This window comes from Streptomyces sp. NPDC098101 (assembly GCF_044760185.1).
Taxonomy (GTDB): domain Bacteria; phylum Actinomycetota; class Actinomycetes; order Streptomycetales; family Streptomycetaceae; genus Streptomyces.
Map to the genome: position 1 here is coordinate 1,078,920 of NZ_JBIWAS010000003.1, position 16,391 is coordinate 1,095,310.

16 protein-coding genes are annotated in these 16,391 nt (G+C 72.6%); 9 read left to right on the forward strand and 7 right to left on the reverse strand.

Features of this window, described 5'->3' with window-relative positions:
• Positions 1-37: 37 nt before the first annotated feature.
• From ACIQVI_RS17985 to ACIQVI_RS18000, 4 genes are all read right to left on the reverse strand, one after another.
• Positions 38-514, reverse strand: coding sequence for a MarR family winged helix-turn-helix transcriptional regulator (locus tag ACIQVI_RS17985; RefSeq protein WP_121833448.1), 477 nt, complete (start codon positions 512-514; stop codon positions 38-40).
• Between the two features lie 140 nt (positions 515-654).
• Entirely contained in the window at positions 655-1,440 is a 786-nt protein-coding gene (locus ACIQVI_RS17990) for an AIM24 family protein (RefSeq protein WP_351971220.1), read from the reverse strand.
• A complete protein-coding gene (locus tag ACIQVI_RS17995) occupies positions 1,437-2,087 on the reverse strand; it encodes an AIM24 family protein (RefSeq protein ID WP_351971221.1) in 651 nt (216 codons plus the stop codon). Before ACIQVI_RS17995 ends, ACIQVI_RS17990 begins: the two co-directional genes overlap by 4 nt.
• Positions 2,087-2,725 carry an AIM24 family protein gene (locus ACIQVI_RS18000; protein ID WP_121833451.1) on the reverse strand — a complete coding sequence of 213 codons (639 nt, stop codon included), beginning with the start codon at positions 2,723-2,725 and terminating at the stop codon, positions 2,087-2,089. Before ACIQVI_RS18000 ends, ACIQVI_RS17995 begins: the two co-directional genes overlap by 1 nt.
• Positions 2,726-2,845: 120 nt before the next feature.
• Here ACIQVI_RS18000 and ACIQVI_RS18005 point away from each other — a divergent pair, with 120 nt between their 5' ends.
• The 4 genes from ACIQVI_RS18005 (at position 2,846) to ACIQVI_RS18020 (ending at position 7,426) form a co-directional block, all read left to right on the forward strand.
• Positions 2,846-3,190: a DUF3817 domain-containing protein gene (locus ACIQVI_RS18005; protein WP_351971222.1), complete on the forward strand. Its 345-nt coding sequence runs from the start codon at positions 2,846-2,848 to the stop codon at positions 3,188-3,190.
• Positions 3,187-3,480, forward strand: coding sequence for an MTH1187 family thiamine-binding protein (locus ACIQVI_RS18010; protein WP_351971223.1), 294 nt, complete (start codon positions 3,187-3,189; stop codon positions 3,478-3,480). Before ACIQVI_RS18005 ends, ACIQVI_RS18010 begins: the two co-directional genes overlap by 4 nt.
• 205 nt (positions 3,481-3,685) lie before the next feature.
• Complete coding sequence (locus ACIQVI_RS18015) at positions 3,686-5,461, forward strand: glycosyltransferase family 2 protein (RefSeq protein ID WP_403596540.1); 1,776 nt, start codon at positions 3,686-3,688, stop codon at positions 5,459-5,461.
• A 3-nt stretch (positions 5,462-5,464) separates the two neighbouring features.
• Positions 5,465-7,426, forward strand: a complete 1,962-nt coding sequence (locus tag ACIQVI_RS18020; protein ID WP_403596543.1) for a galactose oxidase-like domain-containing protein — start codon at positions 5,465-5,467, stop codon at positions 7,424-7,426.
• 9 nt (positions 7,427-7,435) lie between these two features.
• On the opposite strand, the gene ACIQVI_RS18025 is transcribed toward ACIQVI_RS18020, so the two are convergent.
• Positions 7,436-8,443: a glycoside hydrolase family 6 protein gene (locus ACIQVI_RS18025; RefSeq protein ID WP_351971226.1), complete on the reverse strand. Its 1,008-nt coding sequence runs from the start codon at positions 8,441-8,443 to the stop codon at positions 7,436-7,438.
• Positions 8,444-8,522: 79 nt separating this feature from the next.
• Positions 8,523-9,515, reverse strand: a complete 993-nt coding sequence (locus ACIQVI_RS18030; protein WP_403596547.1) for a DUF5937 family protein — start codon at positions 9,513-9,515, stop codon at positions 8,523-8,525.
• 347 nt (positions 9,516-9,862) lie between these two features.
• On the opposite strand from ACIQVI_RS18030, the gene ACIQVI_RS18035 reads away from it, so the two are divergent.
• The 4 genes from ACIQVI_RS18035 (at position 9,863) to ACIQVI_RS18050 (ending at position 13,903) form a co-directional block, all read left to right on the forward strand.
• Complete coding sequence (locus tag ACIQVI_RS18035) at positions 9,863-11,236, forward strand: MFS transporter (protein WP_403596910.1); 1,374 nt, start codon at positions 9,863-9,865, stop codon at positions 11,234-11,236.
• 9 nt (positions 11,237-11,245) lie between these two features.
• Positions 11,246-11,755 (forward strand): MarR family winged helix-turn-helix transcriptional regulator, encoded by a 510-nt coding sequence (locus tag ACIQVI_RS18040; protein ID WP_121828752.1) that lies wholly within the window; start codon positions 11,246-11,248, stop codon positions 11,753-11,755.
• Positions 11,756-11,798: 43 nt separating this feature from the next.
• Positions 11,799-12,131 carry a DUF3817 domain-containing protein gene (locus ACIQVI_RS18045; protein WP_351971229.1) on the forward strand — a complete coding sequence of 111 codons (333 nt, stop codon included), beginning with the start codon at positions 11,799-11,801 and terminating at the stop codon, positions 12,129-12,131.
• 71 nt (positions 12,132-12,202) lie between these two features.
• Entirely contained in the window at positions 12,203-13,903 is a 1,701-nt protein-coding gene (locus ACIQVI_RS18050) for a methylmalonyl-CoA mutase family protein (protein ID WP_351971230.1), read from the forward strand.
• 108 nt (positions 13,904-14,011) lie between these two features.
• On the opposite strand, the gene ACIQVI_RS18055 is transcribed toward ACIQVI_RS18050, so the two are convergent.
• Positions 14,012-14,668: a TetR/AcrR family transcriptional regulator gene (locus ACIQVI_RS18055; RefSeq protein ID WP_403596551.1), complete on the reverse strand. Its 657-nt coding sequence runs from the start codon at positions 14,666-14,668 to the stop codon at positions 14,012-14,014.
• Positions 14,669-14,977: 309 nt separating this feature from the next.
• On the opposite strand from ACIQVI_RS18055, the gene ACIQVI_RS18060 reads away from it, so the two are divergent.
• A complete protein-coding gene (locus ACIQVI_RS18060) occupies positions 14,978-15,949 on the forward strand; it encodes a tetratricopeptide repeat protein (protein ID WP_403596553.1) in 972 nt (323 codons plus the stop codon).
• The last annotated feature ends 442 nt before the right edge of the window (positions 15,950-16,391 follow it).

A 16,391-nucleotide genomic window follows, 5' to 3' on the forward strand; every position in this document is an offset into this window, starting at 1 on the left:
CCCGGTGATCCGGGGGCCCTCTCCGTACGCGTACCGCCTACGGCTTGCCGCGCCGTCCGCGCAGCTGCTCCGCGACCGGCTTCAGGGACTCGTGCAGGTCGCCGAGCGCCTCGGGGGTGAGCTGGTCGATGAAGTGCCTGCGCACCGACTCGACGTGGTGCGGGGCGACCTTGCGCATGGTCTCCATGCCGGTGTCGGTGAGGACGGCGTACAGCCCGCGCCGGTCGGACTCGCAGTTCTCGCGCCGGACCAGGCCCGCGGTCTCCATGCGGGTGATCTGGTGGGAGAGGCGGCTCTTCGACTGGAGGGTGGCCGCGGCGAGGTCGCTCATGCGCAGCCGGCGCTCGGCCGACTCCGAGAGGTTCACCAGGATCTCGTAGTCGTTCATCGTCAGGCCGAAGGGCTGGAGGTCCTTCTCCAACTGGTACGTCAGCATCCGCTGGACGTCCAGGAAGGTGCGCCAGGCACACTGCTCGCCGTCGGTGAGCCACGGGGTGGCCGTCTCGGTCTCCATATGTGGATTCTACCTAAGAAGTTGAATTCTTGACGAAATCTGGGAGCGTGACGCCGGGCACCCGGGGCCCCACCCGGAAGCGACCCCCGCCCCGCCACCGGCGCAGACGTTCGAGGGCGTCACACTCCGCAGACTACCGCTCACAGCCCGAAGCGACGCTGGAGGTCCCCCAGCTGGCCGGGAAGGCGCGGTACCGCACCCTGCTGCCCGTGGCCTGAACCGTACCCGCCGTGACCGCCGGGCACACCCGCCTGTGCCGGGGGAGTACCGGCGTCCCGCTCCGCCATCAGCAGCTCCGTCGACTGGAGCAGCACCGTGCCCGCCCCCACGAACTCGAACTGGTGCTCCTCGCCCGAGGTGCCGCCCAGGCCCGTCAGGGACCGCAGACCGCCCAGCACGCCCGTCAGATAGCCGTGGTCGTAGTGGTGGCAGGGCGAGGGGCAGTCCGCCCAGCCCACGAGGGCCTGCGGGTCCACCCGCATCGGCGGCTCCATGAAGACCACCGGACCGTTCGACGCGGCGACGAACTTGCCCGTCCCGATCAGCGTCACGAAGCCCGGCACGATCGACTGCTTCAGCGCCAGGGTCGGCTGGTAGGCCAGCAGGTTCCCGGACCGGATCGTCAGGTTGCCCTCGTCCAGGTCGAAGGAGTTCACGTCGAAGGCCCGGTCCGCGAGCAGCATCTTGCCGCTGCCCTCGGCCACCACCCAGTCGCTCGCGTGCAGCGGCGAGTGGAAGGACGTCCGCACCAGCCGGTCGAGCCGCCCGTGCCCGATGCCGTTGAACTCGATCCGCCCGTAATAGGCGATCATCTTGCCCTTCTGCAGGAACCACTGGGAGCCCTTGAGCTCCACGCAGAAGGTGTACGGATTGACGTTGTCGTCCGACGGCAGGGTGTGCGGATCGTGGATGACAGGGGTGCTCACAGCTTCTCCTCCGAGGCCTGGACGTACACCGCGCCGCTGCCGCTCAGCTCCAGCTGGAACGCCTCGCCCGAGCCGCGCCCCACCATGTCCCGCCAGCCGAGCGCGGTGGAGAGCTTGTTCCGCACGTCGCCGTGGTGGGCCACGTACGCCTGCGGGTCGACGTGCACCGGACGGCCCGGGACGATCGGCAGCTCGATCACGCCGCCGTGCGCCATGACGGCCACCGAACCGTGGCCCTTCAGGGTCGTGGTGAAGAGTCCCTGGCCGGTCACCTGGCCCCGGACCATGCCCATGACCCCGCCCTGCGAGCCCAGGAACATCGTGCCCTGCTCCAGGGTCCCGTCGAAGGCGAGCAGCCGGTCGGCCTCGACGTACAGGGTGTCGCCGGTCAGCGCGATCACCTGGATGTGGTGGCCGCCGTGCCCGAACATCACCGTGCCGCTGCCCTCGACCGTCATCAGCGGGGTCGCCTCGCCGGCCACCCGGCGCCCGATCATCGACATCAGGCCGCCCTGGCCGCCCGCCGTGTTCGGCGTGAAAGAGACCTCGCCCCGGTACGCCAGCATCGCGCCGCGCTGGCTGAACAGCCGCTGCCCCGGGACGACGGTCGCCTCGACCATCTTCGAGTTGATCTCGCGGAACGGCATCAGACGTCGCCCCCGATCGTGTTCCGCTCGCTGGGCTGGACGTACACCAGGCCGTCCCCCTCGAAGCGGATCTGGAAGGCCTCGCCGCCGCCCTCGCCCATGAAGGTGCGGAAGGTCACACCCGACTGGAAGTGCTGCTGGAGGTTGCCCTGGTGGGCTATGTACGCGCCGGGGTCGACCTGGAGCGGGTACTGCGGGGTCACCCGCAGCACCACCGCCGGGCCGTCCGACATGATCGCCGCCTGGCCCGTCCCCTCCACCGTCGTGGTGAAGAGGCCGTTGCCGGTGGCACCGCCGCGCAGCCCCGTGAAGGTGGTGCCGGTGCGCAGCCCCGCGTCGGTGCACAGCAGATTGCTCGCCTCCACCCACAGCTTGTCGCCGTGCAGGGAGACGAGGTTGATCTCGGAGGCCCGGTCGGCGAACCAGCAGGTCCCCTGCCCGCGCACCTCCATCACCTCCATCTGCTCACCCGTGAGCCGGCGGGTCACCATGCCGCGCAGGCCCTCACCGCCGCCGCTCATCTTCTTGAACGCCATCTGGCCGTCGTAGGCGACCATCGAGCCGTTCTTCGCCTTCACGGCGTCGCCGGTCAGGGAGACGGCGAGCACCTTGCTGCCTTGGAGTCGGAACGTTGCCACGGGCCGAAGGTACTGGGGACCCGGTTAAAGGGACAGCAAAGTCGCCGTGCACAATGGACGGGCCCTTGTGCTTCCGTTCACAAGATCGCGTCACGAGACCGAACGAAGGTGACCCCCTCCGTGGACATCAAGACCGCCTCCTCCCTCCACCGGCTCCGGCTCGTCTCCGCGCCGGAGGCCGTCTCCTTCCTGCTCCTCCTCGTCTGCTCGGTGCTCAAGCGGACGACGGAGTTCAACGCGGTGCCGGTCATGGGAGCGATCCACGGCATCCTGTTCGTCGTCTACGTCCTCTTCTGGCTGGACGCCTGGAACCGGACCAAGTGGGGCTTCGGCACCGCCGCCCTGTACTTCGCCCTCTCGGTCCTGCCCCTCGGCGGCTTCTACGCCGAGCGGAGGCTGAAGCGCGAGGCCGAGGACGCGGTCATCGCGTCCCGCGCCCGCCGCGAGGGCACGGTGAACGCGTGATCGTCGCCTTCTCGGTGACTCCGCTCGGCGTGGGCGAGGAGGTCGGCGCATACGTCGCCGACGCCGTCCGGGTCGTCCGCGAGTCCGGCCTGCCGAACCGCACCGACGCGATGTTCACCTCGATCGAGGGCGAGTGGGACGAGGTCATGGACGTCGTCAAGCGCGCCGTCGCCGCCGTCGAGGCCCGCGCGCCCCGGGTCTCCGTCGTCCTCAAGGCCGACATCCGCCCCGGCGTGACGGACGGTCTGACCTCCAAGGTCGCGACGGTGGAGCGCCACCTCGACGCCTGACCCCCGTCCGTCCCCTCGCGCGCGGCCCCCGCTCCCGTCCGGAGCGGGGGCCGGTCCGTTTTCCCCGCTTCCCCCGCTTCCCCCGCGACGGCGCGGCGAACGACACGCCCGGCAAAACCCCTCGCACGGACGACTCCGGTCGACACACCGGTTCTTTGCCCCTTTGGTGGTGATATCAACCCGTTCGGCGAGGGCTGGAGGCAGCGTGCGGCCGGAAGGCTACGACTACGACACCTACAGCCGACTCGCCGGCCCCCTCACGGAGCCGGACCCGACGACCACCTACCGGGTGGAGTACCGGAGCCTGCTCGCCGGGGAACCGCACCGCGTGCGCGCCGTCCTCCTGATGTGCCTCGCGCCCCTCCTGTCGGCGCTGCTCCTCGCCTACCTCGTCTGGCCCACCCACCGGACCGTCCGCGAGAACGGCGAGCGCTGGCTCGTCCACCTCGACACCGTCATGCTCGTGTCGATCGGGCTCGTCTGCCTCTTCATGTTGGTGAACGTCGCGTCCATCGCCCACGCCACCATGGTCGCCCGCGACCCGATACCCGTGTCCCCCGAACCGGGCGTCCGCGTCGCCTTCCTCACCACGTACGTCCCCGGCAAGGAACCCCTCGCCATGGTCCGCGCGACCCTGGAGGGCGCCACCCGGCTGCGCCACGACGGACCCCTCGACGTCTGGCTCCTCGACGAGGGCGACGCGCCCGAGGCCAGGGCGCTCTGCGCCGCCCTGGGCGTCCACCACTTCACCCGCGCCGGCGTCCCCGAGTGGAACCGCCCGAAGGGCCCCCACAAGGCCCGGACCAAGCACGGCAACTACAACGCCTGGCTGGACGCGCACGGCGACGCGTACGACCTCTTCGCCTCCGTCGACACCGACCACGTCCCGCTCCCCGGCTTCCTGGAGCGGATGCTCGGCTACTTCCGCGACCCCGACACCGCCTTCGTCGTCGGACCGCAGGTGTACGGCAACTACACCGGCCTCGTCACCAAGGCCGCCGAGTCCCAGCAGTTCCTCTTCCACGCCCTGATACAGCGGGCCGGAAACCGCTACCACGCCCCCATGTTCGTCGGCACCAACAACGCCGTCCGGATATCCGCCCTCCGGCAGATCGGCGGCCTGTACGACTCCGTCACCGAGGACATGGCCACCGGCTTCGAACTGCACCGCAGGCGCAACCCGGCCACCGGCCGCTTCTGGCGCTCCGTCTACACCCCCGACGTGCTCGCCGTCGGCGAGGGCCCGGTCTCCTGGACCGACTTCTTCACCCAGCAGCTCCGCTGGTCCCGGGGCACGTACGAGACCCTCCTCAAGCAGTACGGAAAGGCGCCCTTCCGCATCCCGCCGGGCCGCTTCCTCAACTACACCCTGATGCTCGTCTACTACCCGATGACGGCCGTCAACTGGCTCGTGGGCGTCCTCGGCTGCGTCCTCTACCTCTGGTTCGGCGCCTCCGGCACCCAGGTCTCCGCCTCGGTCTGGCTGATGATCTACAGCGACGCCGTCGCCCTCCAGATCGGCCTCTACCTCTGGAACCGGCGGCACAACGTCTCGCCCCACGAACCCGAGGGCTCCGGCGGCCTCGCCGGCATGGCGATGTCCGCGCTCTCCGCCCCCGTCTACCTCCGGTCGCTCGGCTCGGCGCTCCTGCGCACCAGCGGCCGCTTCGTCGTCACCCCCAAGGGCGGCGCGGCCAGCGCCGACCGCCTCCCCACCTTCCGCCTCCACCTCTTCTGGGCCGGGGTCCTCGCCGTCTCGCTCGCCGCCTCCGTCCACTTCGGCCACACCCACGCGGCCATGCGCACCTGGGCCTGCCTCGCCCTGGCCGTCTCCCTCTCCCCGGTCGCCCTCTGGGCGTTCACGAGCCTGCGGGAGCGGCGCGCCCTGCGCGTCCGGGAGACCGCCCGCGCCCGGCTCCGCGCCCGCGCCGGGACCCCCGCCCCGACCGCTCCCGCCCCCACCACGCCCGGAGGGAACTGAGCCATGCACCACAGGCGGCCCAAGAACCTCAGGAAACCCCTGCTCGGTGGCGGGGCGTTCCTGGTCCTGGCGGCGCTCAACGCCCCCGCCGCCGTCTCCTTCGCCGAGCAGCGCTACCACGCGTACAAGATCTCCCGGCCCGCCTACCAGCGGCAGTACGGCTCCTGGGCCCGGGTGGAGGTCCCCGCCGAGTACCGCGTCAACGCCATCCACGCGGCCCTCCTGCACACCGGCAAGGTGCTCCTGATCGCCGGCTCCGGCAACAGCCAGAAGAACTTCGACGCCGGCACCTTCGACACCGTCCTCTGGGACCCGGTGGCGAACACCTTCAAGAAGGTCCCCACCCCCGAGGACTTCTTCTGCTCCGGCCACTCCCAGCTCCCCGACGGCCGCCTCCTCGTCGCCGGCGGCACCGCCCGCTACGAGATCCTCGACGGCGAGGTCAGGAAGGCCGGCGGCGGGATGCGCGTCAAGAACGAGAGCCCCGACAAGGCCGTCACCCTGAAGAAGGGCACCGTCTTCCGCTCCCCGTCCGGGATCGAGTACGTCTCCAGGGCCGACGTCACCGTCCCGAAGGCCACGCGCGAGTTCGAGGTCTCGTACTTCGGGAACGGCGCGATGAAGCCCTGGAAGACCAAGGTCACCGCCGCCGAGGCCCGGGTCTTCGTCGAGGCCGTCGAGGAGGGCCCGCAGGCCCTCACCACCCAGGCCGCGCAGTACGAGGTCGTCGGCCTCCACGGCGAGGACGCCGACAACGTCTACGGCCTCGCCCAGAAGCTCACCACCGAGAAGCAGGACTTCCAGGGCATCAGGAGCGCCTACGAGTTCGACCCGAAGGCCGAGAAGTACGTCCCCGTCGACCCGATGCGGGACGCCCGCTGGTACCCCACCCTCGTCACCCTCCAGGACGGCCGGGTGCTCGCCGTCTCCGGCCTGAACGACGTCGGCGACGTCGTCCCCGGCGACAACGAGATCTACGACCCGAAAACCAGGAAGTGGACCAAGGGCCCCACCCGCTACTTCCCCACCTACCCCGCCCTCTTCCTCACCCGGGGCGGCAAGCTCCTCTACACCGGCTCCAACGCCGGATACGGCCCCGCCGACAAGGGCCGCGAACCCGGCCTGTGGGACCTGGAGAAGAACACCTTCACCGGGCTCGGCGGCCTCACCGACCCCGACCAGCTGGAGACCTCCGCCTCCCTGCTCCTGCCGCCCGCCCAGGACCAGAAGGTCATGGTCCTCGGCGGCGGAGGCGTCGGCGAGTCCGAGAAGTCCACCGCCCGGACCTCCGTCGTCGACCTCTCGAAGGACAGCCCCGTCTTCACCGACGGACCCGACCTCCCGCAGGGCACCCGCTACCTCAGCAGCGTCCTCATGCCCGACGACACCGTCTTCACCAGCGGCGGATCCGGGGACTACCGGGGCCGGGGCGGCAGCGACGTCCTCAAGGCCCAGTTCTACGACCCGGGGACCAACGCCTTCACCGAGGCCGCCGAACCCACCGTCGGCCGCAACTACCACTCCGAGGCCCTGCTCCTGCCCGACGGCCGGGTCGCCACCTTCGGCTCCGACCCCCTCTACGGCGACCGGGACAACACCAAACTCGGCACCTTCGAGCGGCGCGTCGAGGTCTTCACCCCGCCCGCCCTCCACCGGGGCGGCGCGAACCGGCCCGTCCTGGGAAACGGACCGGCGGAGCCCGGCGCCGACGGCCGCGCCACCTTCGCCACCGAGGACGCCGGCCGGATCGCCGCCGCCCGCCTGATGCGGCCCGGCGCCGTCACCCACACCACGGACGTCGAACAGCGCTCGGTCGCACTGGAGCTGACCCGGGGCCGGGACGGCCGGAGCGTCACCGTCGACGTCCCGGACGACCGGACGCTCGTCCCGCCCGGCTGGTACATGCTCTTCGTCACCGACGGCGACGGCGTCCCCTCGGTGGCCCGGTGGATCCGGGTCAAGTGAGGAGCGCCCTCAGGACGCGGCCCGCCGGGCAAGCCCCAGGGCGTACTCGGGCCACCACGTCCCGGCCGCCGGACCGCCCCGGCACTCCCCGTCCGAGTCGCCCGGCCGCTTGATCCACAGATAGGCGTCGACGAGCGCGTCCCCGGTCCGGTCCGTCGGCGGCGCCCCCAGGGCCCGGCCCGGCGGATTGCACCAGGCCTCCGCCCGGTCGCCCGGCAGGGGCCCCGCGCCGTTGCGGCTGGTGTCCACCGTGAAGCGGGCGCCGCCGAGCAGGCCGGAGAGCACGCCCCCGAAGCCCCGTACCGCCTCGTCCGTCTGGAAGTTGGAGACGTTCAGGGAGAAGCCGTCCGCGCGCGCCACGCCCGCCCGGCGCAGCGGCTCCACCAGCTTGGCCGGGTCGTCGATCCAGGCCGGGTTGCCCGCGTCCAGGTAGACCCGGACGCGCGGCTGCCGCTTGAGCCGGTCGACCGCCCCGGCGAGCAGCGCGTAGCGCTCGTCGTGGTACCCGGCCGGGGTGCAGCCGTCCACCACGTGCGGCACCGCGTCCGGCTCCAGGACGACGATCGCGGGGGCGTCGCCGAGCGCGGCGGCGAAGGAGTCGATCCACGTCCGGTAGGCCTCCCCGTCGTGCGCGCCGCCCGCCGAGTACATCCCGCAGTCGCGGTGCGGGATGTTGTACGCGACGAAGACGGCCGTGCGGTTCCCGGCGGCCGCGCCCCGGACCGCGCGCGCGATCTCCGGCACGGGGTCGTCGCCGGGCGGCCACTGGGCCGCCGGACGCTCCGAGATCCGCCGCAGCACCCGGGCGTCCTCGGCCCGGCCCTCCGCCTCGTAGCGGCGCACCTGCCGGGCCGCGTCGCTCTCCGGGTCCACCCAGAACGGGGAACCGCCCGCCGGGGCCGCGCTCGCGCCCCCGGTGCGGGCCGGGCGCTCCTCCGGCGGCCCGTCCGCGCCGCACCCGGTCAGGAGCAGCGCGGCGACGAGGGCCGGGGCGGCGAGGACGGTACGGCGGGACATCCGGCCCCCAGGGTCGGGAACGGCGTGCGCGGCGGCGCGTACGGGCGAGCGGACGATCCGCGCCATCGTGACATGACGGTCAGCCGGTTCCGGGCTGCGACACCGCCAGGCCCAGCGGGGTCCGCTCGTACAGCACCTGGTGCCCGTAGCGCCGGGAGGTGAGGAGCCCCGCGTCCCGCAGCACCGCCAGGTGCGCCGAGACGGTGGAGGGCGCCCTGCCCAGGAGGTGGGCGAGCGCCGTGGTCCCCATCGGCTCCGTCAGGGCGCACAGGACGTCCGCCCGCACCGGACCGAGGAGCCGCCCGAGGACCTCCGGGGTGCGGTCCCGGGCGTCCGTCCACAGCCCGCCGATCCCGCGCGCCGGGTACACCACCGTCGGCTGCCACGGCGGGTCGAAGCCGCTCACCACGTCCGGCCAGGTGAACACGGACGGCATCAGGACGAGGCCCTGCCCCTCCAGCGGCCGCACGTGCTCGCCGTGGTGGTCCACTCGGAGCGTGGCCGTCTCCGCCTCCCAGGCGAAGGACGGGTGCAGCTCGCCCAGGAGCCGCTCGAAGCCGCCCTCCGCGAGCCGCCGCGAGTGGTACGCCACGTCCGCCTCCAGGAGCGCCCGCAGCCGGGGCCAGTCGGGCGCGACCAGCGCCTCCCAGGCGGCCCGCAGCAGCTCGGCGAGCCGCCCCACCGCACCGGCCGGGTCCGCGAGCATCCGCCGCCCCTCGTCGGTCCCCGCCGCCCCCGGCGTCGAGGCCAGCGCCCGCTCGAAGTCGTCCAGGGCGAGCGCCGGAGGGGTCTCCCGCACGGCCTCGATCTCCTCCTCGAAGGAGGCGGCGGGCCCCAGCGGGGGCGGGTACAGGAAGTCCGGGCTGTGCCCGCGCACCGGCATCAGCAGGTGCAGCGGCCCCAGGTCCAGCCCCCGCGCGGCGCCCGCGATCCGGCGCATCCAGGGCAGGTGGTACCCCTGCTGCCGGGGCCGCGCGAGGACCCGCACGGCGGAGTGCGTCTCCCACAGCGGCGACACCGCGAACCGCACCCGCAGCGGGTCGGCCTCCCCGAAACGCAGGCGGTACGGCACGGCCCACCCCTCCCGAAGATTCGTCCCCACCCGAAAGCCTAGGCCCCCCGCCCGCCCGACGGCAGTCTGCGCCCATGCCGAAACCCGACGCCCTGGACACCTCCGAGTCGGCGGAGGAGCCCGCGCCCGTGCCCGTACGGACGGACGCATCCGCATCCGCGCCCGCACCGGCGGGGGAGCCCTTCCCCGTACCGGCCGGGGCGCCCACGCCCACCGCCCGGCCGGCGGCTCTGCCGGGCGGAACGCCCCCGCGCCCCGTGGCGCCTACGCCCACCGCCCGGCCGGCGGCCTCGGCCCCGCCCGCCGGAGGGCCGGCGGCTCTGCCGGGCGGGACGCCCCCGGGCCCCGTGGCGCCCCCGTCCACCGACGGGCCGGAGGCCGGTCGCCCGCCCGCGCCCGCGCCCGCACTCGCCGTCCGGCCCGGAGCCGTACCCGCTCCCGCTCCCGGCGATCCGGCACCGGACGAGGGCGCGGGCCCCGGCCCCGGCCCGAAGGGCCCGGCCGGCAGCGGATACCGGGCCGTCTTCCGGGTGCGGGAGTTCCGGTTCGTGTTCGTGGCGCACCTGTTCTCGCTGCTCGGGGTCGTCGTCAGCGAGCTCGCGCTCACCGTGCTCGTCTACGACCTCACCCGCTCCCCGCTCCTCTCCTCCCTCACCTTCGCCCTCGGCTTCCTCCCCTACCTCCTCGGCGGCACCCTCCTCGCCGGTCTCACCGACCGGTTCCCGCCCCGCCGGATCCTCGTCGTCTGCGACCTCCTCTGCGCCGCCTGCGTCGTCCTGATGACCGTCCCCGCCACCCCCGTCGCCGCCCTGCTCGCGCTGCGCTGCGCCATCGCCGTCGTCTCGCCCGTCTTCAACGGGACCCGCATGGCGACCCTCGCCGACGTCCTCGGCGAGGGCGACCTCTTCGTCCTCGGCCGCTCCCTCCTGCGGATCGTCTCCCAGAGCGCCCTGCTCGCCGGGTTCGCCGCCGGCGGCCTCCTCCTCACCGTCGTCCCGCCGCGCGGCGCCCTCGTCGTCACCGCCGCCACCTTCCTCACCTCCGCGCTGCTGCTCCGCCTCGGCACCGTCCGCCGCCCCGCCCGGGCCGCCGGGTCCGCGAGCGGGCTCTCCGGCACCTGGGCGGTCCTCCGCGACCGCCGCGTGCGCGCCCTGATGGTGATGTTCTGGGTGCCGCCGCTCTTCGCCGTCGTACCGGAGGCCCTCGCCGCCCCCTACGCCGACGAGATCGGCGTCTCCACCGCCGCCCTCGGCCTCCTCATGTGCGCGCTGCCCGTCGGCACCATCGCGGGCGAGCTCCTCGCCGGCTCCCTCCTCTCCGCCGCCACCCGCTCCCGGATCGTGCTGCCGCTCGCCGTCACCGGCGTCCTGCCCTACCTCCTGTACGCCGTCGGGCCCGGCGTCGCCCTCGCGGCCGCCGCGCTCTTCCTGGCCGGCGCCACCGGCGCGTACACCCTCGGCCTCGACGCGTGGTTCGTCGCCGCCGTCCCCGAGGAGCGGCGGGGGAGGGCCATGACCCTGATGACGGCGGGCCTGATGACCGTCCAGGGCGTCGGGATGGCGGGGGCCGGGCTCGCGGCCGAGTTCTTCCCCGTCCACGCGGTCGTCGCGGGCACCGGGGTCGTCGGGACCCTCTGCCTCCTCGCCGCCGCCGCGGAACTGCGGGCGGCCGGGGCGACCGAAGGACGAGACGGGGCTGACCGCCATGTTCCCCATGGGTAAGGTCGACGCGTGCCGAAGCCGCTCAGTCTCCCCTTCGACCCCATCGCCCGCGCCGACGAACTCTGGCAGAAGCGCTGGGGCCCGGTCCCCTCGATGGCCGCGATCACCTCGATCATGCGCGCCCACCAGATCCTCCTCGCGGAGGTCGACGCGGTCGTCAAGCCGTACGGCCTGACCTTCGCGCGGTACGAGGCCCTGGTGCTGCTCACCTTCTCCAAGGCGGGCGAGCTGCCGATGTCCAAGATCGGCGAGCGGCTGATGGTCCACCCCACCTCGGTGACGAACACGGTCGACCGGCTGGTGAAGTCCGGTCTCGTCGCCAAGCGCCCCAACCCCAACGACGGCCGCGGCACCCTCGCCACCATCACCGACAAGGGCCGCGAGGTGGTCGAGGCGGCCACCCGCGACCTGATGGAGATGGACTTCGGCCTCGGCGCGTACGACTCCGAGGAGTGCGCCGAGATCTTCGCGATGCTGCGCCCCCTCCGGGTGGCGGCGAACGACTTCGACGAGGCCTGACCCGCGCGAAGATCGCCCGGAACGTGCGGTTACGCTCGACGGCATGAAATCCAGCGTGCTGACCCGCTACCGCGTCATGGCGTACGTGACCGCGGTCATGCTCCTCATCCTGTGCGCGTGCATGGTCGCCAAGTACGGCTTCCACACGGGCGAGGACCTCACCTTCGCGGTCTCCCAGACCCACGGCGTCCTGTACATCCTTTACCTGGTCTTCGCCTTCGACCTGGGCTCCAAGGCGCGCTGGCCGTTCGGCAAGCTCCTGTGGGTGCTGGTCTCCGGGACCATCCCCTTCGCCGCCTTCTTCGTCGAGCGCAAGATCTACCGCGAGACGCTTCCGCTGGTCAGCGGCGCGCAGCCCGTCCCCGCCAAGGTGTAACCCCCACCCCGCGCCACGCCGCGCGGGGTCCGCCATCGACATTTACTAGGACGTCCTAGTAAATTCGAAGCATGGACGCTGACGCCATCGAGGAAGGCCGCCGTCGCTGGCAGGCCCGTTACGACAAGGCCCGCAAGCGGGACGCCGACTTCACCACGCTCTCCGGCGACGCCGTCGAGCCCGTCTACGGCCCCCGGCCCGGGGACGTCTACGAGGGGTTCGAGCGCATCGGCTGGCCCGGCGAGTACCCCTTCACCCGGGGGCTCCACCCCACCGGCTACCGCGGCCGGACCTGGACCATCCGCCAGTTCGCCGGCTTCGGCAACGCCGAGCAGACCAACGAGCGGTACAAGATGATCCTGGCCGCCGGCGGCGGCGGCCTCTCCGTCGCCTTCGACATGCCCACCCTCATGGGCCGCGACTCCGACGACCCCCGCTCGCTCGGCGAGGTCGGCCACTGCGGCGTCGCCATCGACTCCGCCGCCGACATGGAGGTCCTCTTCAAGGACATCCCCCTCGGCGACGTCACGACGTCCATGACGATCTCCGGGCCCGCCGTCCCGGCCTTCTGCATGTACCTGGTCGCCGCCGAGCGCCAGGGCGTCGACCCGGCCGTGCTCAACGGCACGCTCCAGACCGACATCTTCAAGGAGTACATCGCGCAGAAGGAGTGGCTCTTCGAGCCCGAGCCCCATCTGCGCCTCATCGGCGACCTGATGGAGCACTGCGCGGCGAAGATCCCCGCGTACAAGCCGCTCTCCGTCTCCGGCTACCACATCCGCGAGGCCGGGGCGACGGCCGCGCAGGAGCTGGCGTACACCCTCGCGGACGGCTTCGGCTACGTGGAGCTCGGCCTCTCCCGCGGCCTGGACGTCGACGTCTTCGCCCCCGGCCTCTCCTTCTTCTTCGACGCGCACCTCGACTTCTTCGAGGAGATCGCCAAGTTCCGCGCCGCCCGCCGCATCTGGGCCCGCTGGATGAAGGAGACGTACGGCGCGAAGACCGACAAGGCGCAGTGGCTCCGCTTCCACACCCAGACCGCCGGCGTCTCCCTCACCGCCCAGCAGCCGTACAACAACGTCGTGCGGACCGCCGTCGAGGCCCTCTCCGCCGTCCTCGGCGGCACCAACTCCCTCCACACCAACGCCCTCGACGAGACCCTCGCGCTCCCCAGCGAGCAGGCCGCCGAGATCGCGCTGCGCACCCAGCAGGTGCTCATGGAGGAGACCGGCGTCGCCAACGTCGCGGACCCGCTGGGCGGTTCCTGGTACGTCGAGCAGCTCACCGACCGCATCGAGGCCGACGCCGAGCGGATCTTCGACCAGATCAAGGAGCGCGGCCGCCGCGCCCACCCGGACGGGCGGCACCCGATCGGCCCGATCACCTCCGGCATCCTGCGCGGCATCGAGGACGGCTGGTTCACCGGCGAGATCGCCGAGTCCGCCTTCCAGTACCAGCGTTCCCTGGAGAAGGGCGACAAGCGGGTCGTCGGCGTCAACGTCCACCACGGCTCCGTCACCGGCGACCTGGAGATCCTCCGCGTCAGCCACGAGGTCGAGCGGGAGCAGGTCCGCGTCCTCGGCGAGCGCAAGGGCCGCCGGGACGACGCGAAGGTCCGCGCCTCGCTCGACGCCATGCTGGCCGCCGCCCGCGACGGCTCGAACATGATCGGGCCGATGCTGGAGGCCGTCCGCGCCGAGGCCACCCTCGGCGAGATCTGCGACGCCCTGCGCGACGAGTGGGGCGTCTACACGGAGCCCCCGGGCTTCTAGCTCCCGGGCTTCCGACCCCCGGGCTTCCGACCCCCGGGCTTCTGAAGTCCCGCGCAGGACAGGGGCGGTACGGCGATGAGGGGCGGTACGGGATTCCCGTACCGCCCCTCACGCGTCCGTGCGCCGCTCGGCCTCGGCCCCGGCCGCGGCCGCCGCGCCCAGGCCCCCCACCAGGAGGGCCGACAGGCGCGCCACCCACGGCCCGTCCACCGGCTCGGCGCTGACCAGGGCGCGGTGCACGACCGCGCCCGCGATCACGTCGAAGATCAGGTCGTCGGTGGCGCCGACGGCCGGCAGGTCGCGGTCGGACGGGAGTTCGCCGCGCCGCTGCGCCCGCATCCGGCCCTCCAGGACCAGCCGCTTCTGGCGGTCGACGATCGAGGCGCGGATGCGCCGGCGCAGCGGCTCGTCCCGGGTCGACTCGGCGACCACCGCCATCAGCGCCGTCTTGGTCTCGGGACGCTCCAGGAGCGCCGCGAACTGGAGCACCACGTGCTCGATGTCGGCCCGGAGCGAGCCCAGGTCGGGGAGTTCGAGCTCGTCGAAGAGGACGGCGACCGCGTCCACCACCAGCTCGCTCTTGTTGGCCCAGCGGCGGTAGAGGGTCGTCTTCGCAACCCCGGCGCGGCCGGCGACGTCCCCCATCGTGAGCTTGGACCAGCCCAGCTCGACCAGGGCCGCCCGCGTCGCCTCCAGGATGGCCTCGTCGGCCTCGGTGGAGCGGGGGCGCCCGGTACGGCTGCTGCGGTGGGTGCGGCTACACATGAACGACGACCATACCCGCCGGTAGGTACCGCGCCAGAGGGCCGTGATGTGAGGCAGTTCACCGTACGGATCGGCCGTCCGCCCTCCCGCCGCCTCCGCCCCGCCAGTTACGCTACGACTCGTAGCGAAAGGCTTTGAGCGGCCCGAGCGACAACCATGGTGCCGGGTGGGGACCCGGTACGGAATCCAGACAACAGAAGACGGGCAACCGTGTCGTCCACGCGTCTCGCACACCGGCGGGAGGCGGGTGGACGGCGCGGTTCGGCCACGGCTTAACGGTTACGCGCGCGGAGGGGGGAGGATGGAGCCATGCAGCCCCGAAACATGTCCATGAGCGGCGTCGTCGACCTCGCCGCGGTGAAGGCGGCCGGAGAGGCCAAGGCGAAGGCGGAGCAGGCGCGCGCCGAAGCCGCCCGGCAGGGCGGAACGGCCGCCGTGCCCCCGTCCGCCCTGGTGATCGACGTCGACGAGGCGGGCTTCGAGCGCGATGTGCTCCAGCGTTCCGCCGAGGTCCCGGTCGTCCTCGACTTCTGGGCCGAGTGGTGCGAACCCTGCAAGCAGCTCGGCCCCCTCCTGGAGCGGCTCGCCGTCGAGTACCACGGCCGCTTCCTGCTCGCGAAGATCGACGTCGACGCCAACCAGATGCTGATGCAGCAGTTCGGCATCCAGGGAATTCCGGCCGTTTTCGCGGTGGTCGCCGGTCAGGCGCTGCCGCTCTTCCAGGGCGCGGTGCCCGAGGCCCAGATCCGCGAGACCCTCGACCAGCTGATCGCGGTCGGCGAGGAGCGCTTCGGCCTCACCGGGATCGCCGTGGACGCGGAGGCCGACCCCTCGGCCCCCGCCCCGCGTCCGGCCGGCCCGTACGACTCCCTCCTCGAAGCGGCGATGGTCGCGCTCGACGCGGGCGACCTGGCGGGCGCCGTCCAGGCGTACAAGAACGTGCTGGCCGACGACCCGGCCCACCCGGAGGCCAAGCTCGGCCTCGCGCAGGCCGAACTCCTCGCCCGCGTCCAGGACCTGGACCTGGACCCGGGCGCCGTCCGCCGGAACGCCGCGGACGACCCGGCCGACGTCACCGCGCAGCTCGCCGCCGCCGACCTCGATCTGGCGGGCGGCCACGTGCAGGACGCCTTCGGGCGCCTGGTGGAGACCGTGCGCCGCACGGCCGGTGAGGACCGGGACGCGGTGCGGCTGCGGCTCCTGGAGCTGTTCGAGGTGATCGGCTCCGACGACCCGCGCGTGACAGCGGCCCGGCAGGCCCTCGCCCGCGTGCTCTTCTGAGGTCTTCCGGACCCCTTCCCCCGCGCCCGATCGTCCGGCGATTTGGCAGCGGAGTGACAAATGGCGGCCGCGCTTTACCAAAACTTGGTAATCGCGGCCGCTGTTACTTGCAGTAAATCGAACCCGGCGCTCTGTCCGGATTCGTCTGGCGATCTGCCGATATTCCCCTCCCCTTGAAGGCACCCTGTGTGCCCGTTCGGTCCCGTCCCGCCATGTCGCGGTTATCCACCCGTTACTAGCCAGTAACGAACCCCCTTGTGCGGGCGCCCGGAATGGACCACGATCGGCCACGCTCGGTCCGAACCGCACGACCCCGGCAACCAACCGGGATCACGGAGAGGGTCCCCACCGGGCGGACCGGTGCCCCGGCACCGGTCGTGGACAGGGGGGTTCCCGCTCTCACCGAACGGGGCCTGTCCGATCAGGTCACGCGCACCGCGTG

Coding starts and splice junctions, on each gene's coding strand:
- ACIQVI_RS17985 (WP_121833448.1), bottom strand. CDS start 514: ATGGAGACCGAGACGGCCACCCCGTGGCTCACCGACGGCGAGCAGTGT.
- ACIQVI_RS17995 (WP_351971221.1), bottom strand. CDS start 2,087: ATGCCGTTCCGCGAGATCAACTCGAAGATGGTCGAGGCGACCGTCGTC.
- ACIQVI_RS18020 (WP_403596543.1), top strand. CDS start 5,465: ATGCACCACAGGCGGCCCAAGAACCTCAGGAAACCCCTGCTCGGTGGC.
- ACIQVI_RS18025 (WP_351971226.1), bottom strand. CDS start 8,443: ATGTCCCGCCGTACCGTCCTCGCCGCCCCGGCCCTCGTCGCCGCGCTG.
- ACIQVI_RS18045 (WP_351971229.1), top strand. CDS start 11,799: ATGAAATCCAGCGTGCTGACCCGCTACCGCGTCATGGCGTACGTGACC.
- ACIQVI_RS18050 (WP_351971230.1), top strand. CDS start 12,203: ATGGACGCTGACGCCATCGAGGAAGGCCGCCGTCGCTGGCAGGCCCGT.
- ACIQVI_RS18055 (WP_403596551.1), bottom strand. CDS start 14,668: ATGTGTAGCCGCACCCACCGCAGCAGCCGTACCGGGCGCCCCCGCTCC.
- ACIQVI_RS18060 (WP_403596553.1), top strand. CDS start 14,978: ATGCAGCCCCGAAACATGTCCATGAGCGGCGTCGTCGACCTCGCCGCG.